The sequence below is a fragment of the Polaromonas sp. JS666 genome, from assembly GCF_900103405.1.
Taxonomy (GTDB): Bacteria; Pseudomonadota; Gammaproteobacteria; order Burkholderiales; family Burkholderiaceae_C; genus Polaromonas.
The window spans coordinates 258,606-281,436 of sequence record NZ_FNHX01000004.1 but is presented as its reverse complement, the minus strand read 5'-3'; the positions used below and the strand labels follow the sequence as shown (position 1 = coordinate 281,436).

The window sequence follows — 22,831 nt, the reverse complement described above, 5'->3', positions numbered from 1 at the left end:
TTATTCAGATTTGGCGAGCGCCAGGCACAGCCGTTCCATCTCCCGCGCCCATGCGGCGCTTTCGATGTCGCCAAGACCGATCAGCAGGCCGTAGCGGCGCCCGCCCCAGACGGACAGATGCATGGCCTGGATGGCTTGGGCCGATGGCCGCTGCGGCAGGTCGGTGCAGGCGTCAAACACCCGCGTCCAGGCAGCCAGCAGTTCCTCGTGCACGCGCCTGTGGTGTTTGCCCTCGGCAATGCCGGCCTCCAGCGCCAGCATGCCGGCGTCGAACCAGGGCAGCTCGGGCGTGTCGGCGCCGCAGGCCAGGCGCACCAGCGTGCGCAATCTTTGTTCGGCGCTGAGCCCGGGCGGCGTGACCGCCTGTTCCTCAATCGCCCGCAGCAACTGCTCCATGCAGTGCCGCACATAACCCGACAGCAGCGCGGCCTTGTTGGGGAAATAGTCGTACAGCGTACCGACCGAGATGCCGGTTTCCAGGGCCACCGCGCGCGTGCTCACGCCGTCCCAGCCGTCCCGCCGCCAAATCCGAACAAAGGCGTCATAAATGGCCTGCACGGTGAACACCGCGCGCGCCTGCGTCGGGCGTTTCAGGGGCTTGGCGGCCGGCGGCTTTCCGAACCCGGGAGGAGGGCGGCGGCTATACATTGGTCATCACTCACCGATCAAGGACGAAAGAGGCACCATGAACAATCCCGCCCTGCTGACGCGGCTGCTCACGCGCAAAAATGCATTGAATCACACCCGGGTGGATCAACAACAGCCCGCTGGCGACACCCCGGGCGAAGCCGTCCTGAAAATCCGCCGCGTGGCCGTGACCACCAACAACATCACCTATGCGGCTTTTGGCGACGCCATGCAGTACTGGGATTTTTTCCCGACCGGCGAGGCGGACTGGGGCCATATGCCGGTGTGGGGCTTTGCCGACGTGGAAAGCTCCAGCGTGCCGGGTGTGCAAGTGGGCGAGCGCTTTTACGGCTACTTTCCGCTTGCCAGCCATTTGCGCGTGCGGCCCGAGCGCGTCACGCAGCGCGGCTTTTACGACGGCGCCGCCCACCGCAAGGCCCTGACCTCGGCCTACAACCAGTACATGCGCTGCAGCGCCGACGCCGCTTACCGCGCCGAGGACGAAAACTACCAGATGCTGGTGCGCCCGCTGTTCATCACCTCCTTCATGCTGGCGGATTTTTTGCAGGACAACGCGTTTTTCGGCGCGCGGCAGCTGGTGTTTTCCAGCGCATCGAGCAAGACCGCCTACGGCACGGCTTTTTGCCTGGAGGCCTTTGCGCAGGTCAGACGGATTGCGCTGACCTCGGCGCGCAACAAGAGGTTTGTCGAGGCGCTGGGCTGCTATGGCGAAGTGGCAAGTTATGAGGAGTTGCCCAAGCAGGACCGTGGCACGCCGACGCTGTATGTGGATTTTTCGGGCGACGAGGGGCTGCGCATGGCGGTGCACACGCATTTCGGCGATTCGCTGGTCTACGACTGTTATGCGGGTTCGGCGCAGAACACGCAGTTCCTGCGTCCGCTGGACATGCCGGGTCCCGAGCCGAAGTTTTATTTCGCGCCGGTGCAAATACGCAAACGCAACGCCGACTGGGGCCATGCTGTGGTCAACCAGCGCTTTAACGAAGCGCAGCTGGCTTTTATCCGCCGCGTCAGCGATACGCGGGATCCCTGGATGCAGGTGCGCGAGCACCGCGGGTTTGAGGCCGCGCAAGCCTTGATCGACGACATGCACGGCGGGCGCATGGACCCGCTGGAAGGACACGTGGTGGTGCTGGACTGAATGCTGGGCGCTGGTGTACGCTGGCGGCATGAGTACCGACCCCACGCTGCCGCACCACCCGCACGACCACGACCATTCCCACGGCCCCGGGCACACCCATCCCCACGCCCAGGGCCAAGCCGACCCGCCGTGGAAACATGACGGCGTGCGCGTGATCGCCGGCAACCAGCTCGACAGCAACACCGCGCAGACACCCGGCATGGACAGGCGCGCCGCCATCAACTTCGCCCGCGTGGGCGCGCAAAAGCTGTGGGCCGGCACCGTCACCATCCACGCCGACGCCAAGACCGGCGCCCACCACCATGGCCATCTTGAAAGCGTGATCTACGTGATACGCGGAAAGGCCCGCATGCGCTGGGGCGAGCGCCTGGAGTTCACTGCCGAGGCGGGCCCGGGCGACTTTATTTACGTGCCGCCCTATGTGCCGCACCAGGAAATCAACGCCAGCCCGACCGAGGTGCTGGAGTGCGTGCTGTGCCGCAGCGACGGCGAGGCGGTGGCCGTCAACCTGGAGATCGAACCCGTCGAGAAGCCCGACACCGTGCTCTGGGTGGACCCGACCCATCCCCACGGAGGCGTCTAAACCGGCGTGTAAAGCGCAGGTCAAGGCTTTGTGAGGGCGGAATAAAGGCCGGCCAATGTGCGCATAAACGCACGTTTTCAGCAGGATGCGGAAAGCTTTCCTTACGAATGTCACTTCGTCCTACAGGATGTATCCAGGAGCGTGGTTACAACTGGGACTCCCCCTACAAAGGAGTTCCACCATGGATACCCAAAACCAAGTTGTTCCCGCTTCCCAACCGGGCTTTGCCCAGCGCCTGCAGCACAGCAAGGCCCTGGTCGCCATCGTCGCCGTGCTCGGCGTGACCGTCATGGCGCTGGCCGCGGCGCTGGTCGTCAACCGCTCCGACGCGCAACCCGGCGTTTCGGCCTATGCCCCCGCCACTGAACCCGCCAAGACCGCCAAGCTCGCAGCGGACGGCTCCAAACCACAAGCCGCCAAGCCGCACACCACCCCCACCGTGGTGGCCCAGGCTTCGCCGCGCGCCAATGTCTGTGCGGCTTGCGGCACGGTCGAAGCTGTGACGCCGGTACAGCGCCAGGGCAAGGTCAACGGCGTTGACGTCGGCAACACCACCATAGGCCTGGGCACCGTCGCCGGTGGCGTGGTCGGCGGCCTGCTGGGCAACCAGATGGGCGGCGGCAACGGCAAGACGGCCATGACCGTGCTCGGCGTGGCCGGCGGTGCTTTTGCCGGCAACCAGATTGAAAAGAACATGAAGAAAGTCACCGTGTATGAAGTGCGCGTGCGCATGGATGACGGCTCGGTGCGCAACATGGAGCTGTCCAGCGCCGTGGCTGTGGGCGCCAAGGTGATTGTTGAAGGCAAAAACCTTCGCCTCGCCTAAAAAATAGAGCTCCCACGCTCCCCACTGCGTGTGGTTCGCGAGGCCTTGCAGGCCGCGGCTCGCGAGACGCTTCGCCTCTGTCGCCTGTCCAAAGCTGCTCAAGCAGCTTTGGAGCCGCAGGCTCCAGCCCCTCGGGGCCGCCCGCCTGCGGTCTGGCAAAGCCAGTCCCGCGGCTCATGCTGGATTGAGCGTGGCTTCGTTCACGACCTGTCCATCACAAAATGAAAGAGATCCCCATGAAAACACTCAAACCACTCCTGATGGCCGGCTTTGCCCTGGCTGCGGCCTTGTCGGGCGGCGCGGCCATGGCTACCGGCCCTTATGCGACCGCCACGGTCGAAGGCGCGTTGTCGCCCGGCGTTTACGGCCGTATTGAAATCGGCAACGCACCGCCGCCACCCGTGATTTACGCGCAGCCCGTCATCATCCAGCGCCCGGCGGTGGTGGTGCAGCAGCCGCCCCTGTACCTGCATGTGCCTCCCGGCCATGCGAAGAAGTGGTCCAAGCACTGCGCGAAGTACAACGCCTGCGGCCAGCCGGTGTATTTTGTGAGAGTCCAGGGCGATGAGGACTATGAGCGCGGCAAGCACAAGAAGCACAAGCATAAGCACGGACACGACTGAGGGCCGGGTCTTCTCCGGCCTCCGCTGAAAAAGCCGGTGCCTGCCACCGGCTTTTTTCTGCGCGCCGGCAGGAATAAGCCCCCGGGTTCGCAAGCCTGCCGCGGGGAGCGTAGCATTGGGCCCTGTTGACCCCGACCCGCATCCGCAGAAAGACATTCCCATGAAAGCCATCTGGAACGGCGCAGTGATTGCGCAAAGCGACGACACCGTGGTGGTGGAAGGCAACCACTACTTCCCCGAGAGCTCGCTCAACCGCGACTACATCACCTTCAGCAACCACCACACCATGTGCTCCTGGAAAGGCCAGGCCAGCTATTACTCGCTGCTGGTCAATGGCGAGATGAATACCGACGCCGCCTGGTATTACCCCGATCCCAAGCCCGAGGCCGAGAACATCAAGGGCCATGTCGCCTTCTGGAAGGGCGTCAAGATCGAGCCTTGAGAACCTGTTCTTAGGCGCAGCCACAGCCGGGATGCCGGCGATTCATGGAGGAGACCGGGTTTACCCTTTGTTCTCCGCCATTTGCCTGGAACGTTCTGAATGTAGTATGTATGCTTATTAAAGGCGGCCTCCCCGGCCGCTGCTGATAAGGAGACTCCATGACGCTTTCCGCTCCCGATCCCGCGCTCGTCGAAAAACTTGTGGTCGCCAACCGCATCCTCTACGGCCAGGGCGTGGTGGACGGCTTCGGCCATGTGAGCGTGCGCCATGACAAGTCGCCGGAGCACTTCCTGCTTTCATGCAACCGTGCGCCCGGCCTGGTCAAAAAAGCCGACATCCTGGTGTATGACCTCAACGGCGACCTGGTGGTCCCGTCCACGCTGCGTTCCTACCTCGAGCGGTTTATCCACGGCGAAATCTACCGCGCCCGGCCCGACGTCATGGCCGTGGTGCACAGCCATTCGCCCAGCGTGATTCCCTTTGGCGTGACCGGCCAGCGCCTGCGTCCCATCTTCCACATGAGTGGCTTCCTGGGCAGCGGCTCGTCGCTGTATGAAATCCGCGAGTCCAACGGCAACACCGACCTGCTGATCCGCGACATGGGCCTGGGCAAGGACCTGGCCAAGGCGCTGGGCCAGCATAGCTGCGTGCTGATGCGCGGCCACGGCTCCACCGTGGTGGCGCCCTCGCTGGAGCGCGCGGTCTACCGCGCTGTCTACGCCGAAGAAAACGCCAAGCTGCAGCTCAGCGCCAGCGCGCTGGGACCGATTGAATTCCTGACGCCCGAAGAAGCCGACAAAGCCATGAACACCAACGAGGGCCAGGTCATGCGTCCCTGGGAATTGTGGAGCCGGGCCGTCGGGGCCGTTGAGTAGTCCTTTCTTTACCGCAACATCACTCGCAACCGAAAAGGCACACCATGAAATTTCCCCGACTGCTGGCGCTGGCCGCCCTGATGTCCCTGAGCTGCCTGGGCGCCGGCCAGGCCCTGGCGCAGGACTACCCGTCGCGCGCCGTGCGCGTCATCGTGCCCTACGGCACGGGCGGCGGCTCCGACATCCTGGCGCGGCAGATAGGCGCGCGCCTGCAGGCCATGTGGGGGCAGGGCGTCGCGGTGGACAACCGCGCGGGCGCCTCCGGCAACATAGGCACCGAGGCCGTGGTGCACGCGCCGCCGGACGGCTACACGCTGCTGCTGCAGAACAGCACCATGGTGGTCAACCCGGCCGTCAACGGCAAGCTCAACTACGACCCCGAAAAAGACCTGACGCCCATCATGCTGCTGGGCCTCACGCCGATCGCGCTGGTGTCGCACCAGAGCACCAACATCACCAACCTCAAGGAGCTGGTCGCCTATTCCAAGGCCAACCCGACGGGGCTGAGCTACGGTTCCTGCGGTGTCGGCACGCCCCAGCATTTTGTGATGGAGTTGGTCAAGCAGAAGTCCGGCGTTGCCGCCACCAACGTGGGCTACAAGGGTTGCGCCCCGGCCCTGACCGATGTGGTGGGCGGCCAGGTGCAACTGGCCATCCTGAGCGCCAACCTCGCCGCGCCGCACCTCAAGACCGGCAAGCTCAATGCCATCGGCGTGTCGACCGCCACACGCTACCAGCTGATGCCGCAAGTACCCACGTTTGAGGAGCAGGGCCTCAAGCCGCTGGATTTTTCCATCTGGTACGCGCTCATGGGCCCGGCCAAGATGAAACCCGAAGTGGTCGCCAAAATCTACACCGACGTGCAAAAAGTGCTGGCCGAACCCGCCGTGAGGGAAAACCTCTCGGGCGCCGGTGTCGAACCGCTGTCGGGCAACGGCGCGGCATTGTCCAAGCTCATCAAGACCGACCTCGCGCGTTACGCGCAGCTGGCCAAGTCGGCCAACATCAAGGCCGAGTAAGCCGGGGCCGCCGGTTTTCGGCGCCTTGTCTGACGGCGCCCGCGGGTGCCCTGATCTATAAATGATGCAAGGCCGGCCTTTCAGGGGCCGGCCGGGCCGGCATTGACCCGGGAGGGGCCGCTGCCTGAGAATCTTTCCAGCATCAAGGAGATTCCATCATGTACAAGCACATTCTGGTCCCGGTGGATGGCTCGGCCACCTCGCAAAAAGCCATAGGCAACGCGCTGGCGATCGCGCAGGCCTTCAAGGCCGAGGTGACCATCATCTATGTCATAGACCCTTACGCCTTCACTGGGGTGGGCACCGACTTCGCCTACGGCCAGGCCGAGTACCTGGGCGCGGCCACGGCCGAGGCCAACGAGGCCATCAAGACCGCCAAGCAGGCTTTCGAGGGCGTGGGCATCGCGGCCACCGGCTCGGTCGTCGAAGGCCATGCGATCTACCGCGGCATCCTGGACACCGCCGAGTCGGTCAACGCCGACCTCATCGTCATGGGCTCGCACGGCCGGCGCGGCCTTGAAAAGCTGGTGCTGGGCAGCGTCACGGCCCAGGTGCTGTCGCATGCCCACTTGCCGGTGCTGGTGGTTAGGGACTAAGCTGTTCCTTCCCTCACCGAGAGAATCCCGCGGCATTCACCGGCCCTACAAGGAGCTTCCCATGGACTTGCTGAATCACGACCTGGCGCACGAGTTTCCGGAATACCTGCAGAAAATGCGCAGCCTCAAGGTGTCCGATCCGCACTTTGCCAGCCTCTTTACCCAGTACGACACCGACAACCACGCCATTGCCCGCTATGAGCAGGGCGTGGGCGCTATCACCGACGAGGCGCTGGAAGACCTCAAGAAAAGGCGGCTTAAGGTCAAGGACGAGATCTACCAGATTCTCAAGAAGTCCTGAGGTCGGCCCTTCGCGGGCTCCGCGCAAAGCCCTCAGGGCTTTTCATCAAACTGCCACGGAAGCCCGCTACGCTGGCGTGTTGCCGGTTTTCGGTTTTTGCGGGAGAGACCCTTGAATTCAAGCGACGAAGAGTTGATGCGGCGTATCCGCAATGACCTGCTCGACAGCCTCGACGAAGAGCTGGAGATGGAGATCGAAGACCGCACCGTGGACGAACTGATCGGCGAAGACCGCGGCCGCAGCGCCAAGGACGCGGCCAGGGACAAGGAATACCGCCGCCAGTATTTCCGCGAGCTGTTCCGCCTGCAGGCCGAACTGGTGAAACTGCAGGACTGGGTGGTCGCCACCGGCCACAAGGTGGTCATCCTGTTTGAAGGTCGCGATGCGGCCGGCAAGGGCGGCGTCATCAAACGCATCACCCAGCGGCTCAACCCGCGCGTGTGCCGCGTGGCGGCGTTGCCGGCCCCCAATGACCGCGAGCGCACGCAGTGGTATTTCCAGCGTTATGTGTCGCACCTGCCGGCGGCCGGCGAGATCGTGCTGTTCGACCGAAGCTGGTACAACCGCGCCGGCGTGGAGCGCGTCATGGGCTTCTGCACCGACGAGCAGTACGAGGAGTTTTTCCGCACCGTGCCCGAATTCGAAAAAATGCTGGGCCGCTCCGGCATACAGCTGATCAAGTACTGGTTCTCCATCTCCGACGAAGAGCAGCACCTGCGCTTCCTGGGCCGCATCCACGACCCGCTCAAGCAATGGAAGCTCAGCCCCATGGACCTCGAATCGCGCCGGCGCTGGGAGGAGTACACCAAGGCCAAGGAAATCATGCTGGAGCGCACCCACATTCCCGAAGCCCCCTGGTGGGTGGTGCAGGCCGTGGACAAGAAAAAGGCGCGCCTGAACTGCATACACCACCTGCTGCAGCAGATGCCCTACCAGGAAACCGAGCACCCGGCCATTGTGCTGCCGGAGCGGGTGCGGCACGAGGATTACGTGCGCAATCCTGTCCCCCAAGACATCGTAGTACCGGAAATTTACTAACACCCCCGTCCGGGCTCACTTCGTGTAGCCCGTTCCCCCCTCAAGGGGGCGGCGCCTGGCGCCGGCGAAGCCGGACCCGCGGCCCCTGCTGGTGGCTCTTAGTCCCTGACGTCAGCTACTGGATTTGTCCCGAAGTCGGGCCGGGCCAGGAAGGCAATGATGCGCGCCGCCGCATCATCCGGCGAGGTCAGCGAGCCGCCGGTCTTCAGGCCCACAAACGAAGCCCGGTCGGGGAATGCCTCGGCCGGCGCCGCGCGCAGCTGTTCCTGCATGCCGGTGTCGATGACGCCCGGCGCCAGCGAGCAAACCTTGGCGCCCTGGGGCTTCAAGGCCTCGTCCAGCGCCAGGCTGCGCGTGAAATGGTCCATGCCGGCCTTGGCGGCGCAATAGGCGGCCTGCGAGGCCATGGCCCTGCGCCCCAGTCCCGACGAAATATTCAGTACTTTGCGCGGCGCTTTCCAGTCTTCGGTGGCGCGCAGGAAGGCGGCCGTGATTTGCATGGGCGCTTCCAGCCCGACACGCAGCGCACGCGCCAGGTCGTCGGCGCCTATGGTGCTTAGCGGCGCGATCTGCGGGATCACGCCCGCGTTGTTGATCAGCGTGGCGCTGGCCCAGGCCTGTTCCGCCTGCGAATCCTTGAGCCAGCTTTCGAGCTTGCCGGCCAGGGAGCCGCTGTCGGCCAGGTCATGTTCCCATTGCAGCACTGTGGCGCCCACATGCCTGGCATGCGCGTCGAGGTCGGGCACCGAAGTGCGGGAGATGCAAAGCACCGTGTGGCCGGCGGAGAGCAACTGCCGTGCCATGGACAGGCCCATGCCGCGCGATGCGCCTGTGAGGAGGGTGAGGTGTTTCATGGCCCCATGTTAGCGCCGGCAAGCCCGGGCTGCCGGCGCCACCGCTAGAAGCCGGGGGCGCTTTCAAACGACAAGGGGAGGCCGTTGGCAGGATGCGTGAAGCGCAGCGCCGCGGCATGCAGCAAGAGGCGCGGCGCCTTGGCCTGCACCTCGGTGGTGGCGTACAAGGCGTCGCCCAGGATGGGGTGGCCCAGGGCTTTCAGGTGTACGCGCAGCTGGTGCGAGCGGCCGGTGACGGGCTCGAGTTCCACGCGCGTGGTGTTCGCCGCCGCGTCAAAGGCCAGCACGCGCCAGCGCGTACGGCTGGGCTTGCCGTGTTCGGCGTCAATGATGCGCAGCGGGCGGTTCGGCCAGTCCACGATGATGGGCAGGTCTATCAAGCCCCAGCCGTCGTCACTGCCCGATGAGGGCAGGCGGCCCTCTACCACGGCCACGTAGCGCTTGCCGACCTCGCGGCTTTCAAAGGCCTGGCTCAGTGCTCGTTGCACGGCCGCGCCGCGCGCCATCAGCATCAGGCCCGAGGTGGCCTGGTCCAGCCTGTGCACGACCAGCGCGTCGGGATAAACCGCCTGCACGCGCGCGCTCAGGCAATCCTGCTTGCCTTCGCCGCGCCCCGGCACGGCGAGCAGGCCCGCGGGCTTGTCCAGCACCAGCAGGCTGTCGTCGGCATGCAGCAGGACGAGGCCGGCGGCGGCTGCGCCATTACCTGCGAGGTCATTGTTTGGCGGCGTGCCGGCCTTCATGATGAAGCCATCAACAAAGTTTTTAACCAAGGAGAGAAAGCATGACAGACGCAGGTGCCATTGCCATTGCATGTGGATTGATCATAGGACTGGGTGCCATAGGCGCTTGCCTGGGCATAGGCGCGATGGGCGGGCGCTTCCTGGAAGGCGCCGTGCGCCAGCCCGAGATGATGGAGCCGCTGCAGGTCAAGATGTTTTTGCTGGCTGGCCTGATAGATGCCAACTTCCTGATCGGGGTAGGCATCGCCATGATGCTTTTGTTCGCCAACCCGCTTTAGGACCACGCTCGGATCAGCCCTTGGGCTTGGGCGGCGGAAAGTTATGAACCGTGGGGCCGCTGCGTTTGGCTTCCCGCAGCATGAAGAGGTAAAGGCTTTCGACCTTCTCGCGCGCCCAGGGTGTCTTGCGCAGGAACTTAAGGCTGGAGGCCACGCTGGGATCGCTGGTGAAGCAGCGTATGTTGATGCGCCGCCCCAGCTCTTCCCAGCCGTAGTGGCCTGAAAGCTCGGTGACGATAGCCTCCAGCGTCACGCCATGCAGCGGATTGCCCGGCTGCTGGGTAGCCGCCGGGGCCTTTGCAGGCAGGTCGCCGGTGCCGGCTGCCACGGCTTATTTGTCCTTGATCTTGCCGCGCGGGATCACCTGCGTGACGATGGTCGGGCGCACCGCGTCGGGCGAGACCGGCTTGGGCGGCGAGCTGTCCTTCTTGGGCTTTTTGACCATCTTGTTGTTGTTTTGCTGTCCTTTTGCCATGGTTTTCTCCGTCAGGTTGATAAGAGGGGATGCTGTGATTATCAGTGCAACTTGATGCGGGGACGGTGGGTGCGGTCCAGCATTTCAGACAGCGTGATCAAGGCCGTTTTCTTGAAGCCGCCCAGGGCCAGCTGGTGCTGCTTGTGCAGGCCCCAGTACATGAACTTGGCCAGCTGGCCTTCGATGAAAAAGCTGCCCTTGGTCAGGCTGCCCATCAGGCTGCCGACCGAGGAGTACTCGGACAGCGACACCAGCGAGCCCTGGTCCTTGAACACAAAGGGCGCGACCGGCTTGCCGGCGATCAGGTCTTGCAGCGAGCGCGCCAGGTACATGGCCTGCTGGTAGGCGGCCTGCGCGCGCGGCGGCACCCAGGTGCCGTCGGGCTGCTGGCAGGCGGCGCAGTCGCCAAAAGCGTAAATGCTTGCGTCGCGCGTGGTTTGCAGGTTGCCGTTGACCATCAGCTGGTTGAGCTTGCTGGTCTCCAGCGCCTGGCCGCCTTCGGGCGTGCCGCCCAGGCTGCGCAAAAAGTCCGCCGCCTTCACGCCGGCGGCCCACACCGTGATGCTGGCGGGCACCACCTTGCCGCTGGCCATCTTCAGGCTGTCGGCGGTGACCTCGATGACTTTTTCATTGGTGTGCACCTCGATGGCCAGCTTGCGCAGCTCGCGCATGGCCGATTCGCTGAGGCGCTCGGGCAACTGGGCCAAGAGGCGCGGCGCGGCTTCCACCAGCACGATCTGCAGGTCTTTTTCGGGGTGGATGTGGTCGAAGCCGTAGTTGGCCAGCACGCGCGCCGCGGCATGCAGCTCGGCGGCCAGCTCGACGCCGGTGGCCCCGCCGCCGACAATGGCCACCGTCAGGCGCCCGCTGCCGGCCACGCGCGGCACGGTCTGGGCGCGCAGGCAGGCGTTGATCAGCCTGTCGTTAAAGCGCTTGGCGGCCTGCGGGCTGTCCAGCTTGATGGTGTGCTCGGCCGCGCCGGGCGTGCCGAAATCATTGGTCTGGCTGCCCACGGCGATCACCAGGGTGTCATAGGCCAGCTGCTGGGCCGGCGTGATCTCGCGGCCGGCCTCGTCGTGGCTGGCGGCCAACTGCACCGTCTTGTTCTGCCGGTCCACGCCGGTAAGGCTGCCCAGGCGGAACTTGAAGTGGTTCCAGCGCGCCTGCGCCAGGTATTCGATTTCCTCGGCGTGCGTGTCGAAGCTGCCGGCGGCCAGTTGGTGCAGCAGTGGCTTCCAGACATGGGTGCGGGCGGCGTCGACCAGGGTGATTTCGGCCAGGCCTTTTTTGCCCAGGCGCTTGCCCAGCTGCGTAGCCAGCGCCAGCCCTCCGGCGCCCCCTCCAACGATGACGATGCGATGCATAAAACCTCCTGGGGTGTTGCTCTGTAGTTATGTCGCCATGTTAACTGGCGACGGGGGCGCCCCTGGACGGCGGCAATATCCCCTGGGGCACTGCCTTCACGCGGCGCTGTTAAGCTTCACGCCCGCATGACGACACACACGTTTAAAGAACTGACCCGCCAGCGCGCTTACATGCGCATGTGGTTCGCGCGGATTTTCGGCACCACGGGCAACCAGATGCTGATGGTGGCCGTGGGCTGGCAGATGTACGAGCTGACCGGCAGCGCCTGGGACCTGGGCCTGGTGGGCCTGTACCAGTTCATGCCGGCGCTGCTGCTCACGCTGGTGGCCGGGCATGTGGCGGACAGGGTGCACCGTGGCCGCATCATTGCCGGCTGCCTGGTCACGCAGGCCACGGTGGCGATGATCCTGGTCGCCGCCACGCAAGGCTGGGGCGCGACTCATGCCTGGGCTTCGCGCGAATTGCTGCTCGCGGTGTCTGTCCTGCTGGGTGTGGCCCGTGCCTTCCAGATGCCGGCGCAGCAGGCGCTGACCCCGGTGCTGGTGCCGCCCGCCATGCTGCCGCGCGCCATGGCCTTCAGCTCGGCCGGCATGCAGGCGGCGATCATAGGCGGGCCGGCGCTGGGCGGCGTGATTTTTGTGGCCGGCGCCACGGCGGTGTATGCCACCTGCGCCTTCCTGTTCGCCACCGGCTGCGGCCTGATCGCCGTGCTGCGTTACGACCACGCCCCGCCGCCGCGCGAGCCGGTGACCTTGCGCACGTTGCTGGCCGGCGTGGAGTTCGTCTGGCAGCGCAAGGCCCTGCTGGGCGCCGTCTCGCTGGACCTGTTTGCCGTGCTGCTGGGCGGCGCCACCGCGCTGCTGCCCATGTTCGCCAAGGACATCCTGCACGTCGGCCCCTGGGGCCTGGGCCTGCTGCGCGGCGCGCCCGCCGCGGGCGCCTTGCTGATGTCGGCGTTGCTCACGCGCTGGCCGCTGGAGCGCCGCGTCGGGCCGACCATGCTGTCGGCGGTGGCGGTTTACGGTATCTGCATGGTAGTGTTCGGCCTGTCGACCAGCTTTGTGCTGTCGCTGCTGGTGCTGGCCGTCTCGGGTGGTGCCGACATGGTCAGCGTGGTGGTGCGCCAGACCTTGGTGCAGATCGAGACGCCCAACGAGATGCGCGGCCGCGTCAGTGCCGTCAATTCGGTGTTCATAGGCGCTTCCAACCAGCTCGGCGAGTTTGAATCGGGCGCTACGGCCGCGCTGCTGGGGCCTGTGGGCTCGGTGGTGGCCGGCGGCGTAGGCACGCTGCTGGTGGCGGCGGCATGGTTCAAAATGTTTCCTTCCTTGTCCCGCCGCGACAAGATGGTCACGCCGGCGCCCGATTCTTGAGGCCCTCAGGCCGTGCGGCGCCCGGCTGCAAACAAACGGTGGCAGCCCCATACCGCTACCGCACCCGCGGGACCGATCACAAGAAGGTTCCAGATCGGCATGAACAAAAGCCCCAAAGCCGCGGTTGACCCTTTTGGCGCCACGAAGACAGAGTAGTGCATATAGAGGTCGGCAAGCAGCGATGCGATGGCCCAGCCGAGGGCGAGCAGGTGGGCGCGGCGAGCGCGCGTGAGAGCGGCGGCTATCCCGTAGGGAAGGCAGGACAGCAGCACCAGGCCGAGGAGAAACCAGCTCAATCCGCCATCGGCCCGAAAGACGGCGGTGTACACGTGCAGCAGCACGCCGGCCGCACTTAGGGTGAGTGTGAACTTCGCCGGTGTGCTGACTGAATTGGGCATAGGCGTGCTCGCCTTTTCTTCATCGGCGTAGTGCTGACTGAATAGCCACGCCAAAAGGCACCAGCATGACCAAGACCAGCATTACCGTGTTGAACAACCCGGACTCAAACTTCTTCCGATTGAATCCTCCCATTTGGGCGTATACGAGCCCAAGAGCAATTGCGATGTACAGGCTCAGCATTCCGTAGAACGGTGGTACCGGTGAAAGAGCCGGTTTGTAGGTGTGGGCAGTCCAAACTGCAAGGTAGATCAGACTGCCTATGAGTGTGATGAGACCCTCACGCCTGTCGATAAAGACTGTTCTCCAATAGCTCATGGTTCCCTCGTTTGTGTGCGTGTATTTTCCTGGCGCGGTAAGTGTATTCACATGACCGCAGTCACTGGCGAAACCGTTTTGTCGTTCGTTCTTGCTGTTTTCAATGCGAGCCATGGAAGTAGCTCGCTTATCGTCCCGTACTCGCCCGTATGCGGTTCACCTCCAGCGGCGTGATCTCGCTGGCCCGGTTGCCCCAGGACTGGCGTATGTGCGTGAGCACCAGCCCCATGTCGGCGTCATTGAGCACCAGCACAAAAGGCGGCATGCCGAAGGGCCGCGGGTTGCCCTCGGTGGCCGGGGCGTAGCCGCCGTTGAGCACGATCTGCACCAGGTTGGAGGCCTGGCCCATGGTGACGGCGCGGTTGCCTGCGAGTGCCGGGTAGGCATTGGCGATGCCTTCGCCCTTGGCGCCGTGGCACTGGGCGCAGTGCTGTTCGTAGAGCTTGGCGGCGCGCTCCACCGACTCGCCCTGCGTCTTGATGGCGGCCGGCTCGGGGGGCGCCGTGTGCGAAGGAGGCAATTCTTTGAGGAACTGCGCCATCGCACCCAGGTCGGCGTCGCTTAAATACTGGGTGCTGCGTTGCACGACTTCGGCCATGGGGCCTGTGACCGAGGCGCGCGGCGACACGCCGGTTTTCAAGAGGCTCACGATGTGCTGTTTGTCCCAGTCGCCCACGCCCGCCTCATAGGGCGAGGCCAGCGAGGGCGCGTACCAGTTCTGCATGGGGATCAGGCCGCCGGCCAGGTCCAGGCCCTGGTCGCTGCCGCCCAGCGCATTGCGCGCCGTGTGGCAGGCCGCGCAGTGGCCCAGGCCCTTGACCAGGTAGGCGCCGCGGTTCCACTCGGCGCTGCGCGCGCTGTCGGGTTCATACACGCCGGGGCTGAAGAACAGTGCGCGCCACACCGCCAGCGCGGCCTGCGACTGGTAGGGAAAACGCAGCGCGTGCGGCAGGTTGGGCGCCGCCACCGGGGGCAGGCTGCGCAGGTAGGCATACAGCGCGTCCGAGTCCTCGCGCGTGACCTGGGTGTAGCTGGTATAGGGAAAGGCCGGATAGAGCAGCCGGCCGTCTTTGGAGCGGCCGTTGTGCATGGCGCGCCAGAAATGGGCGGCCGACCAGCCGCCCAGGCCGGTCTTGTCGTCGGGTGTGAGGTTGGAGGTGAAGACGGTGCCAAAGGGCGTGGCGATGCCGCGCCCGCCCGCAAAGGCCTGGCCGCCCTGGGCGGTGTGGCAGGTCTGGCAGTTGCCGGCCCGCGCCAGGTAGGCGCCGCGCGCGATCAGCCCGTCGCTGGGCGCGGCGTTGGCCACCGGCGCTTTCACGTCGACTTCGTCGCGCACGTTAAGGGCCCACACGAGGGCGGTGGCGCCGACGGCGAGCACCACCAGCGCGAGAAGGAATTTCAGGGTCTTCTTCATTTCTGCGCCTTTGTGGACGCAGGCGGGGTCGCGCTGCCGCAGGTGATGGCGCTTGCGCCCGATGGCAGAGGCGGCAGGCTGCTGGCCGGCTTGGTGCTGGCGGGCAGGGGCTGCGCGGCCGCCCAGCTGGCCACGGCATTGATGTCTTCCAGGGTCAGGCGCGCCACCACTTCCTTCATGCAGTCGGGCGCGTGCGCGCGGCGCTGGCCGGCCTTCCAGGCGCCCAGCTGTGCATTGAGGTAGTCGCGCGGCAGGCCCAGCAGTCCAGGGATGCCGGGCGCCACGCCGGTCATGGCCTGGCCGTGGCATTGCACACAGGCCGGCAGCTGGCGCGCGGCATCGCCCTCCAGCACGAGCTGGCGGCCGTGGCGCAACACCTCGGGCGCGGCGGCGGCGGGCAGGGGCGCCGGGTAGGGCACTTCGAGCTGCGAGAAGTAGGTGGCGATTTCCATCAGGTAGGCGTCGCTCAGCGGTTCGATCAGCTGCGTCATGAGCCCGTAGTGGCGGCGCCCGTCGCGGAAATTGAGCAACTGGTTGTAGAGGTAGCCGGCTGGCTTGCCGGCCAGGCGCGGGTAGTAGCCGTCGGGCGCGGCCCGGCCCTGAGGCCCATGGCAGGCGGTGCAGGCCATGGCGCGCTGGGCGATGCTGTCTTCAAAGGGAGGCGGCGCCGCGACGGCGGCGCCAGCCGCCGCCCAGGCCAGGGCGGCCGGCAGCGCATGCCGGGCCAGCGCGCGCAGCCAGGAATATCCAGAACAGGTCTCATGCATGGAGGGATCATGCCCCACATGGGCCGGCCGCGTAAGCATCAGTTGCCAACGAAAAAAGCGTATCAGATGAAAAACGGCGGAAAATTGCAATATCAGATTGGGTGCTGGCCGGACCCAAGCCGGGCGCACCCCCTACACACTTTATGAAACGCTACGAACAACTGGTCGAACTGCTGGCGACCGACATCCGCAGCGGGCGCCTGGCTCCGGGCACGCGCCTGCCCTCGATACGCAGCATCACCGCGCAGCACGGCCTGAGCGCCTCCACCGCTTTTAAGGCCTATTACCGGCTGGAAGAAAAAGGCCTGGTGCGCGCGCAGCCGCGCTCGGGCTATTACGTGACGGCTTCGGCCATGCAGCAGCTCGCCGCGCCGGCGCGCGGCACAGCCGACGGCAAGGTCGGCAAGGCGGCCCGCGTGGCGCCCCGGCCGGACGTCAGCGAACTGGTGTTTGCCGTGCTGGGCGCGGCGCAGGACCCGGCCATCGTTCCCCTGGGCTCGGCGTTTCCCGCGCCTGGGCTATTCCCGCTGCAGCGGCTGGGCAAGTCGTTGGCCCGCAGCGCGCGTTTTATCCAGGGGCCGGACACCGTGGCCAGCCTGCCGCGCGGCGACGAGGGCCTGCGCCGGCAGATCGCGCTGCGCTACCTGGGCCTGGGGCTGGCGCAGCCGGCCGAAGAGCTCATCGTCACGCATGGCGCGCTGGAGGCGCTGAACCTGTGCCTGACGGCTGTGGCCCAGCCCGGCGACCTGGTCGCGGTCGAGTCGCCGGGGTTTTATGCCAGCCTGCAGGCGCTGGAGCGGCTCAAGATGAAAGCGCTGGAAATTCCGGTGCATCCGCAGGACGGCCTGGACCTGGCGGCGCTGGCCGACGCGCTGCAGCGCCACCCGGTCAAGGCCTGCTGGTTCATGACTTCGTTCCAGAACCCCACGGGCGCCAGCCTCTCGCTGGAGAAAAAAAAGGCGCTGGTCGCGCTGCTGGCCGCGCGCGACATTCCGCTGATCGAGGACGACGTGTACGCCGAGCTGTATTTCGGCCACCGCGGCTTGCTGCCGGCCAAGGCCTTTGACCGCAAGGGCCTGGTGATGCACTGCGGCTCTTTCAGCAAGACGCTGGCGCCCGGCTACCGCGTGGGCTGGGTGTCGCCGGGGCGCTTCGGCCAGCAGATAGAGCGGCTCAGGCTGATGACCACGCTGTCGGCCAGCCTGCCCGCGCAGCTGGCGATCGCCGACTACCTGCAGCACGGCGGCTACGACAAACACCTGCGCAAGCTGCGGCATGCGATGGAGTCACAGCTCTCCAGCCTGCTGGCTGCCATCGCCCGCCATTTCCCGGCGGACGTGCGTGTCTCGCGCCCCGCGGGCGGCTATTTTGTGTGGGTGGAATTCGCCGAGGGCTTTGACGCGCTGGCCCTGCACCAGGCGGCGCTGGAGCTGGGCATAGGCGTGGCGCCGGGCCCGGTGTTTTCAGCGCGGCGCAATTTCCGGCACTGCCTGCGGCTTAATTACGGCCATCCATGGAGCGAGCGGTTTGAGGCGGCCATGCAAGGCCTGGGAATGCTGGCGCGGCGGCAGAGCCCCTACGCACAGGCTGCGAACTGAGGGTTGGCGGCTTGCCTAGCGGTGCTTGTCCGGCAGGGCACGCATGCAGGCCACAAAATGGTCCCAGCTGGCTTGCACTTCCTTGACGCGCACGCCCTTGTCGAGCACCGCGCCGCAGGCGGCTTCGGCGCGCCGCACCACCTTGGTCAGGGCGCTGGCGGGCAGGGGCGGGATCTGCGCGCGCAGGCTGTCGGCCTTGCCGCGCATCTGGGCGATGGCGTCCTTGGCCAGGGTCTTGTTGCCGGCGCAGGCGATCATGCCAATCATCTCGGCCATTTCACCAAAGGCCGGGTCCAGGTTCCAGAGCGCTGCCGTGCCCAGCGCCAGGACCCAAAGGCGCTTGTTGCGCGCCGGCGCTGCAGCGGCCTGGCCGCCGTCGCCTGGCTGCGGGCCGGCGGGCTGGAGATCGGGAGGGGAGGGAGGGAAGGGAGTCTTCATGGACGGCGTGTCTTGTATAGACAAGGCAATATTCTGCCCGAGTCGCCTGGCCGCGCCGGCCCGGGCCGGCAAAACCCGGTTTTATGCCAAGGAAAGCGTTGACAGCCGGATGTAAAGGGCGCCGGTTCAGCCGCCATCGACCCAGCCGGCAATGCGCCTGCAGACCCAGTCCGCATCGTCATGCGGCAGGTCGTGGCCGGCCCAGGGGTGCTCGTGGTGGGCGACCTGCCAGGCCTGGGCCAGCCGGGCCGAGCAGCGCGGGTGCACTAGGTGGTCGGCCGCCGACGACAGCACCAGGGCCGGGCAGGCCGGCGGCGCGGCCATGCTGAAGGCGGCCGCGGCCTTGAGCTGGCGCCAGGCATTGGCGATGCTCACGGGTGCGTCCTGGCGGATGCGGGTCCACGCGTCGATGTCCTGTTCCAGCGTGGCCGCGCGGTTGCAGGTGATGCGGTGGATCACGCGCTCGGCATGGTCCGCGTCGCCCCAGCGCGCGGCCACCAGCGCCAGCGCCAGCCAGTTGCCGGGGCGCAGGCGTTCGCTCGCGCGGCCCAGCGGCCGCATACTGGTGTTGATCGGCACCAGCCGCTCGATTTCTTGCGGATAACGCTGCGCCCACTCGGCGGCCACCATGGCGCCCAGCGACATCGCCACCAGGCTGTAGGGCGGTACAAGCCCGCGGGCCAGCAGCTGCGCGCGCGCGAAGTCGGCCATGGCGCCCACCGTGGCCGGCGAGGCTTCGCGGCAATACACGCCGTTGCCCGGCAAGTCCAGCGCCAGCACGCGGGTGGCGGCGCTGGCCGAGCCCGGCAAGGCGCGCGCCAGCCGCTCCGGGAAGTCGCCCCAATGCCGCGCCTCGCGGGTCAGGCCCCTGAGCAGCACCCAGCTCATGCGAGCACCCGCCTGGGCCGCCAGTGCACCGTGGCCAGCCGCGCGAGCTGCGCGCGCCGCTCGTCCGAGGGCAGCCAGTTCGGTGCGGCAAAGGCGGCGCGCGTGAGAAAGTCCAGCAAGTCCGCATGGCGGCGCAGCACGCGCTTGGTGCGGTGCGCCTTCATGGGGTTGAAGATGCCGTGCCGCGAAAACAGCTGGCGCGGGTTCTTGCGTATCCACAGCCAGGAGCCCAGCTCCAGCGTCATCGGCAGGAACACATGGCGCGGCGGCGCGTGGTCGTAGGCATGGTCCCAAAGGTCGCCGTGCAGCAGGTACTGGTTGCTCTGCGGCTCGAAGCTGTAGGCGTGGTGCGGGTGCGATTGCTCCAGCATGGTCCGCAGCGCGAACATCTCGGGCAGGTGCGCCATCAGCCGGCGCGTCTTGGCATAGGGAAACCACAGGCTGTCATCAAAACCGTAGCCTGAATGGCAGTCCAGCGCCAGGCTGAAGGGGCGGCTGGCTAGCTGCTCGCCCACCACCCGCAGCAAGGCCGCGCTTTCGGCCTCCATGGGCGCGCCGGGCCGGCCGCAGTACCAGGGCAGCAGGGGGCTGATGGTCTGCCCGCCCGCGAGGAAAGGCACTTGGCTTTCAGCGCGCTGCGGCGCGTTGCGCATCAGGTCCACGCCCTGCGGGTTGGCGCGCTTGTGCGCCCACATGCCGCCCGGGTTCACGATGGGCATGAAGACCAGCCGGATTTTTTCGAGCTGGCGGTGCAGCAGCTCGTCCCACTCCAGGCGAAACAGCAGCGCGCGCAGGTAGTGCAGGATCAGCTGCGTGCCTATGCGCTCCAACCCGTGGATGCCGCCGAAAAAACCGACGGCCGGCGCCCGCGGGTCGGCCGAGCCTATGCTGGCCGTGTAAAGCGGAAACGAGGGCCCGGCCGTGTGCGCCTCGGCCACCACGGCCACCTCGAAGTGGGCGCTGCCCGCCAGCAGGATGGCCTTGAGCTCTTCGAGCTCCGCGAAACTCGCGGCCGCGTCGCGTGCCGGCGTCAGGCTGTAGGGGCTGTGCAGGCTGCGGGGACTTTGCTCGGCGGCGGTCGGCGGCGGGATTTCCATCCCTGACATGCTGGCACAGTTGTTTGACGGCGCGCTACATGCCGGCCGGGATTTTTGTATCGAATGCCTCCGGCCCCTTCAGTTTCCGGTTCGCTGCTCGATCGCGGAAATCACCTGGCGCATGGCCTTGTTAACCGGCTTGTCGCCGCGCATGACCAGCGCCAGCGTTCTTTGCAGCCGCGGGTACAAGGGGTGCACGGCCAGTTCGGGATGCTGGCCCGGGCCGGTCACGGCCATGGCCGGCAGGATGCTGCAGCCCAGGCCGGCGGCCACCATCTCCTTGATGGCCTCCACGCTGCCCAGTTCCATCACGGGTTTGGGCGCATGGCCGGCATCGCGAAACCACTGGTCGATGATCACGCGGGTGTTGGCCGCCGGCTCGAACAGCACCAGCTCACGTCTGGCGAGGAAGGCCGGCGTGATCCTGGCGGGCAAGCCCGTCTCGCGCCGGGGAATGACTGCCACAAACTCGTCGTTCAGCATCGGCGTGGTGACCAGCGCGCGGCGCTTGACGGGCAGGGTCACCAGCGCCATGTCCATGGTGTTGCCTTCCACCGCCTTGACGAAGTCGGCGGTATTGCCGGTGCTGACCAGCACGCTGAGATTGGGGAAACGCACCCTCAGGGAGCGCAGGATGTGCGGCAGCAGGTAGAGGCAGGCTGTCGCGCCGGTGCCCAGCGTCACGCGGCCGGTGACGTCGGCCGAATGCGCGGCCATGGCCGTCATCACGCCTTCCACCGCCGAATCCACGTGCCGGATCTGCGCCAGCAGGTCCAGCCCCGCGGGCGTGGGCGCGGCCCGGCGCGCCACCCGCTCGACCAGGCGCACGCCCAGCCGCTGCTCCAGCTGGCGGACCTGCAGGCTGATGGCCGGCTGAGACAGGCCCAGCCTTTCGGCCGCGCCCGAAAAGCTGCCGGTTTCGATGATGAGCGCGTAGGTACGCAGGTGGTCGAGGTTGAGCATGCAAAGAAATTCTAATGAAAACCATAAGTTTCCACATATTTACTTATGCTGGGCCTTGCGCAACCATGGCGGCATGCAGCATCTTTCTTCACAAACCCTTCTTGCGCCCTCCGCCAGTCCCGCGGCCGGCGCGCTGTCCATCCGCCCCTGCGCCGACAGCGACATGGCGGCGATCCAGGCCATCTACGCCCACTATGTGGCGACCAATCTGGCGACCTTCGAACTCGAGCCGCCCGGGGTGGCGCAGATGCGGGCGCGCCGCGCCGACATCCTGCGCGGCGGCTATCCCTACCTGGTGGCGCAGCGGGACGGCGAGGTCGTGGGTTATGCCTATGGCAGCGCTTACCGTTCCCGGCCGGCCTACCGGCACACGGTGGAGGACTCGATTTATGTCGCACCCGGCATGCGCCAGGCCGGCGTCGGCAGCGCCTTGCTGCGCGAACTGATCCGCGAGTGTGAAGAGCGCGGTTTCCGGCAGATGGTGGCCGTGGTCGGCAACAGCGCCAACACCGGCTCGCTGCGGGTGCATGAGGCGCAGGGTTTTGTCCGTGTCGGCACGCTGGGCTGCGTGGGCTACAAGTTCGGCCAGTGGGTGGACACGGTGCTGATGCAGCGCGCGCTGGGCGACGGCGCGGCTTCGCCTGGCGGCCTGCCGCCGCCCCAGGCGCTTCAGTCGGCCGGCGCGATCACCACGTCCGACAGCGGGTACGCCACGCAGGGCAGGATGTAGCCCGCTTTTTTTTCCTCGGCGCTCAGGCCCGGCCATTCGATGCGGTAGTGCACGCTGCCGCCGGCCAGCCGGCGTATGCAGGTGCGGCAGGTGCCGTTGCGGCAGGAACTCGCCGGCGCCAGCCCCGCCAGCTCGGCGGCTTCCAGCAGCGGCAGCATGGCCGGTGCATCAAACACAGGGCCGTCCGGCGCCATGCGTGCGCTGAATATCCGGTTTTGTTCTTCTTTTGGGCCGCTGGTGGGCATGGGGGATGAAACCTGGGTGTGAAAACGGGCGGAAAAGCGCGGAATGAGCGCTGAATTTACCCTAGAAGCGGCCTGAGGCCTGCCGGGAGGGGCGGCACGGGCCGCGATTTGCGCGACAATTCCGCTCCCCCCGAATATTTCCCGCACCGATTCACCAGCAAGCGATTTTTCATGTCCAGTTACTCCATCCGTCCTGCCACGTCCCGCGACGCCAAAGCCATCGCCGAAATCCATGTCGCCACCTGGCAAGCCGCCTACAAGGACCTCCTGCCCGAGGATTACCTCGCCAAGATCACCGTGGAAAAACGCCAGGCCTACTGGCGCGAAGCCATCGAATTCAGCGAACCGCAACTGCTGGTGGCCACCGAAGGCGAACAAGTCGTGGGTTTTGTCGGCTTTGACCGCTCCCGCGACGCCGGCACCAAGTCCACCGTCGGCGAGATCTGGGCGCTGTACGTCCACCCCGATCACTGGCGCAAAGGCGCCGGCTTGGCCCTCTGGGACGGCGCGCGCGAAGGCCTGAAGGACGAAGGCTGCACACAGGTCACACTGTGGGTGCTGTTGCGCAATGAACGTGCTTTGGCGTTTTATGAGCACGCCGCTGGGTTCAAGAGGGAGATGCCCTCCCTCAAGACGGTGGCGTTTGGGAGTGCGAAGCTTGAAGAGATTCGCCTCAAACGTGCGGTGGATTGAGGCCGGGTCTTGCTCCGGCGAGAGCGCTCCCCTCCTTCTCTCCTTCTCTCCTTCTCTCCTTCTCTCCTTCTTCTCTCTTCGTCTTTCTGCTTTCTCTGCTGAGG

The 22,831-nt window shown here is 66.2% G+C and carries 30 protein-coding genes; 15 read left to right on the top strand and 15 right to left on the bottom strand.

All coding sequences use genetic code 11. The features are described from left to right. A complete protein-coding gene (locus BLQ85_RS12335; protein ID WP_074577383.1) occupies positions 1-648 on the bottom strand; it encodes a TetR/AcrR family transcriptional regulator in 648 nt (215 codons plus the stop codon). Positions 649-685: 37 nt separating this feature from the next. On the opposite strand from BLQ85_RS12335, the gene BLQ85_RS12330 reads away from it, so the two are divergent. The 10 genes from BLQ85_RS12330 to ppk2 all read left to right on the top strand — a co-directional run bounded on the left by BLQ85_RS12330 (position 686) and on the right by ppk2 (position 8,092). Then, positions 686-1,789, top strand: coding sequence for a DUF2855 family protein (locus BLQ85_RS12330; protein WP_074577381.1), 1,104 nt, complete (start codon positions 686-688; stop codon positions 1,787-1,789). 28 nt (positions 1,790-1,817) lie between these two features. Then, the gene (locus tag BLQ85_RS12325; protein WP_074577379.1) at positions 1,818-2,372 is read left to right on the top strand and encodes a cupin domain-containing protein; all 555 of its coding nucleotides are present in this window, start codon (positions 1,818-1,820) and stop codon (positions 2,370-2,372) included. Positions 2,373-2,553: 181 nt separating this feature from the next. After that, positions 2,554-3,198, top strand: coding sequence for a glycine zipper 2TM domain-containing protein (locus BLQ85_RS12320; protein WP_074577377.1), 645 nt, complete (start codon positions 2,554-2,556; stop codon positions 3,196-3,198). Positions 3,199-3,434: 236 nt separating this feature from the next. Beyond that, positions 3,435-3,821 (top strand): hypothetical protein, encoded by a 387-nt coding sequence (locus tag BLQ85_RS12315; RefSeq protein ID WP_083336855.1) that lies wholly within the window; start codon positions 3,435-3,437, stop codon positions 3,819-3,821. A 160-nt stretch (positions 3,822-3,981) separates the two neighbouring features. Beyond that, entirely contained in the window at positions 3,982-4,263 is a 282-nt protein-coding gene (locus BLQ85_RS12310) for a DUF427 domain-containing protein (protein ID WP_007868348.1), read from the top strand. 158 nt (positions 4,264-4,421) lie between these two features. After that, positions 4,422-5,138 (top strand): class II aldolase/adducin family protein, encoded by a 717-nt coding sequence (locus tag BLQ85_RS12305; RefSeq protein WP_074577375.1) that lies wholly within the window; start codon positions 4,422-4,424, stop codon positions 5,136-5,138. Positions 5,139-5,182: 44 nt separating this feature from the next. Beyond that, positions 5,183-6,157, top strand: a complete 975-nt coding sequence (locus BLQ85_RS12300; protein ID WP_083336841.1) for a Bug family tripartite tricarboxylate transporter substrate binding protein — start codon at positions 5,183-5,185, stop codon at positions 6,155-6,157. Positions 6,158-6,315: 158 nt separating this feature from the next. Continuing rightward, complete coding sequence (locus BLQ85_RS12295) at positions 6,316-6,753, top strand: universal stress protein (RefSeq protein ID WP_074577373.1); 438 nt, start codon at positions 6,316-6,318, stop codon at positions 6,751-6,753. 61 nt (positions 6,754-6,814) lie between these two features. Next, positions 6,815-7,054: a YdcH family protein gene (locus BLQ85_RS12290; protein ID WP_074577371.1), complete on the top strand. Its 240-nt coding sequence runs from the start codon at positions 6,815-6,817 to the stop codon at positions 7,052-7,054. Between the two features lie 135 nt (positions 7,055-7,189). Further along, complete coding sequence (gene ppk2, locus BLQ85_RS12285; RefSeq protein ID WP_074577758.1) at positions 7,190-8,092, top strand: polyphosphate kinase 2; 903 nt, start codon at positions 7,190-7,192, stop codon at positions 8,090-8,092. A gap of 98 nt (positions 8,093-8,190) precedes the next feature. Here the strand turns inward: ppk2 and BLQ85_RS12280 are convergent, their stop codons facing one another. After that, complete coding sequence (locus BLQ85_RS12280; RefSeq protein ID WP_074577369.1) at positions 8,191-8,946, bottom strand: SDR family NAD(P)-dependent oxidoreductase; 756 nt, start codon at positions 8,944-8,946, stop codon at positions 8,191-8,193. 44 nt (positions 8,947-8,990) lie between these two features. Next, a complete protein-coding gene (locus BLQ85_RS12275) occupies positions 8,991-9,689 on the bottom strand; it encodes a pseudouridine synthase (RefSeq protein ID WP_074577757.1) in 699 nt (232 codons plus the stop codon). 41 nt (positions 9,690-9,730) lie between these two features. Here BLQ85_RS12275 and atpE point away from each other — a divergent pair, with 41 nt between their 5' ends. Continuing rightward, a complete protein-coding gene (gene atpE, locus BLQ85_RS12270) occupies positions 9,731-9,967 on the top strand; it encodes a F0F1 ATP synthase subunit C (protein ID WP_007868318.1) in 237 nt (78 codons plus the stop codon). A 13-nt stretch (positions 9,968-9,980) separates the two neighbouring features. Here atpE and BLQ85_RS12265 read toward each other — a convergent pair whose 3' ends face one another. Genes BLQ85_RS12265 through BLQ85_RS12260 form a run of 3 tightly spaced genes read right to left on the bottom strand, consistent with a single transcriptional unit; the run spans position 9,981 to position 11,806 of the window. Continuing rightward, entirely contained in the window at positions 9,981-10,295 is a 315-nt protein-coding gene (locus BLQ85_RS12265) for a VF530 family protein (RefSeq protein WP_074577366.1), read from the bottom strand. Between the two features lie 3 nt (positions 10,296-10,298). After that, complete coding sequence (locus tag BLQ85_RS24595) at positions 10,299-10,442, bottom strand: hypothetical protein (RefSeq protein ID WP_175456107.1); 144 nt, start codon at positions 10,440-10,442, stop codon at positions 10,299-10,301. A gap of 41 nt (positions 10,443-10,483) precedes the next feature. Beyond that, entirely contained in the window at positions 10,484-11,806 is a 1,323-nt protein-coding gene (locus BLQ85_RS12260; protein WP_074577363.1) for an NAD(P)/FAD-dependent oxidoreductase, read from the bottom strand. 126 nt (positions 11,807-11,932) lie between these two features. On the opposite strand from BLQ85_RS12260, the gene BLQ85_RS12255 reads away from it, so the two are divergent. Next, entirely contained in the window at positions 11,933-13,180 is a 1,248-nt protein-coding gene (locus BLQ85_RS12255; RefSeq protein WP_175456106.1) for an MFS transporter, read from the top strand. A 5-nt stretch (positions 13,181-13,185) separates the two neighbouring features. Here the strand turns inward: BLQ85_RS12255 and BLQ85_RS12250 are convergent, their stop codons facing one another. The 4 genes from BLQ85_RS12250 to BLQ85_RS12240 are packed head-to-tail and all read right to left on the bottom strand — an operon-like array spanning position 13,186 to position 16,075. Further along, entirely contained in the window at positions 13,186-13,578 is a 393-nt protein-coding gene (locus tag BLQ85_RS12250) for a hypothetical protein (RefSeq protein WP_074577361.1), read from the bottom strand. Between the two features lie 19 nt (positions 13,579-13,597). Continuing rightward, the gene (locus BLQ85_RS24250) at positions 13,598-14,008 is read right to left on the bottom strand and encodes a hypothetical protein (protein ID WP_139200959.1); all 411 of its coding nucleotides are present in this window, start codon (positions 14,006-14,008) and stop codon (positions 13,598-13,600) included. Positions 14,009-14,021: 13 nt separating this feature from the next. Beyond that, complete coding sequence (locus BLQ85_RS12245) at positions 14,022-15,308, bottom strand: c-type cytochrome (protein WP_074577359.1); 1,287 nt, start codon at positions 15,306-15,308, stop codon at positions 14,022-14,024. Beyond that, positions 15,305-16,075, bottom strand: coding sequence for a c-type cytochrome (locus BLQ85_RS12240; RefSeq protein WP_074577755.1), 771 nt, complete (start codon positions 16,073-16,075; stop codon positions 15,305-15,307). The genes BLQ85_RS12245 and BLQ85_RS12240 overlap by 4 nt, the downstream gene beginning before the upstream one ends. A 143-nt stretch (positions 16,076-16,218) precedes the next feature. Between BLQ85_RS12240 and BLQ85_RS12235 the strand changes: the two genes are divergently transcribed. Then, positions 16,219-17,673, top strand: a complete 1,455-nt coding sequence (locus BLQ85_RS12235) for an aminotransferase-like domain-containing protein (protein WP_074577356.1) — start codon at positions 16,219-16,221, stop codon at positions 17,671-17,673. A gap of 15 nt (positions 17,674-17,688) precedes the next feature. Here BLQ85_RS12235 and BLQ85_RS12230 read toward each other — a convergent pair whose 3' ends face one another. The 4 genes from BLQ85_RS12230 to BLQ85_RS12215 all read right to left on the bottom strand — a co-directional run bounded on the left by BLQ85_RS12230 (position 17,689) and on the right by BLQ85_RS12215 (position 21,059). Further along, positions 17,689-18,111, bottom strand: a complete 423-nt coding sequence (locus tag BLQ85_RS12230) for a hypothetical protein (RefSeq protein WP_074577353.1) — start codon at positions 18,109-18,111, stop codon at positions 17,689-17,691. Between the two features lie 126 nt (positions 18,112-18,237). Continuing rightward, positions 18,238-18,999 carry an alpha/beta fold hydrolase gene (locus tag BLQ85_RS12225; RefSeq protein WP_074577351.1) on the bottom strand — a complete coding sequence of 254 codons (762 nt, stop codon included), beginning with the start codon at positions 18,997-18,999 and terminating at the stop codon, positions 18,238-18,240. Beyond that, a complete protein-coding gene (locus tag BLQ85_RS12220) occupies positions 18,996-20,096 on the bottom strand; it encodes a M14 family zinc carboxypeptidase (protein ID WP_254806416.1) in 1,101 nt (366 codons plus the stop codon). Before BLQ85_RS12220 ends, BLQ85_RS12225 begins: the two co-directional genes overlap by 4 nt. A gap of 78 nt (positions 20,097-20,174) precedes the next feature. After that, positions 20,175-21,059 carry a LysR family transcriptional regulator gene (locus BLQ85_RS12215; RefSeq protein WP_074577348.1) on the bottom strand — a complete coding sequence of 295 codons (885 nt, stop codon included), beginning with the start codon at positions 21,057-21,059 and terminating at the stop codon, positions 20,175-20,177. A gap of 163 nt (positions 21,060-21,222) precedes the next feature. Here BLQ85_RS12215 and BLQ85_RS12210 point away from each other — a divergent pair, with 163 nt between their 5' ends. Beyond that, positions 21,223-21,789 (top strand): GNAT family N-acetyltransferase, encoded by a 567-nt coding sequence (locus BLQ85_RS12210; RefSeq protein ID WP_254806435.1) that lies wholly within the window; start codon positions 21,223-21,225, stop codon positions 21,787-21,789. On the opposite strand, the gene BLQ85_RS12205 is transcribed toward BLQ85_RS12210, so the two are convergent. Next, a complete protein-coding gene (locus tag BLQ85_RS12205) occupies positions 21,729-21,983 on the bottom strand; it encodes a 2Fe-2S iron-sulfur cluster-binding protein (RefSeq protein WP_254806434.1) in 255 nt (84 codons plus the stop codon). The two genes, BLQ85_RS12210 and BLQ85_RS12205, sit on opposite strands and share 61 nt — an antisense overlap. 222 nt (positions 21,984-22,205) lie before the next feature. Here BLQ85_RS12205 and BLQ85_RS12200 point away from each other — a divergent pair, with 222 nt between their 5' ends. Continuing rightward, on the top strand, positions 22,206-22,727 hold the full coding sequence (locus BLQ85_RS12200) for a GNAT family N-acetyltransferase (protein WP_074577344.1): 522 nt from the start codon (positions 22,206-22,208) through the stop codon (positions 22,725-22,727). Positions 22,728-22,831: the final 104 nt, after the last annotated feature.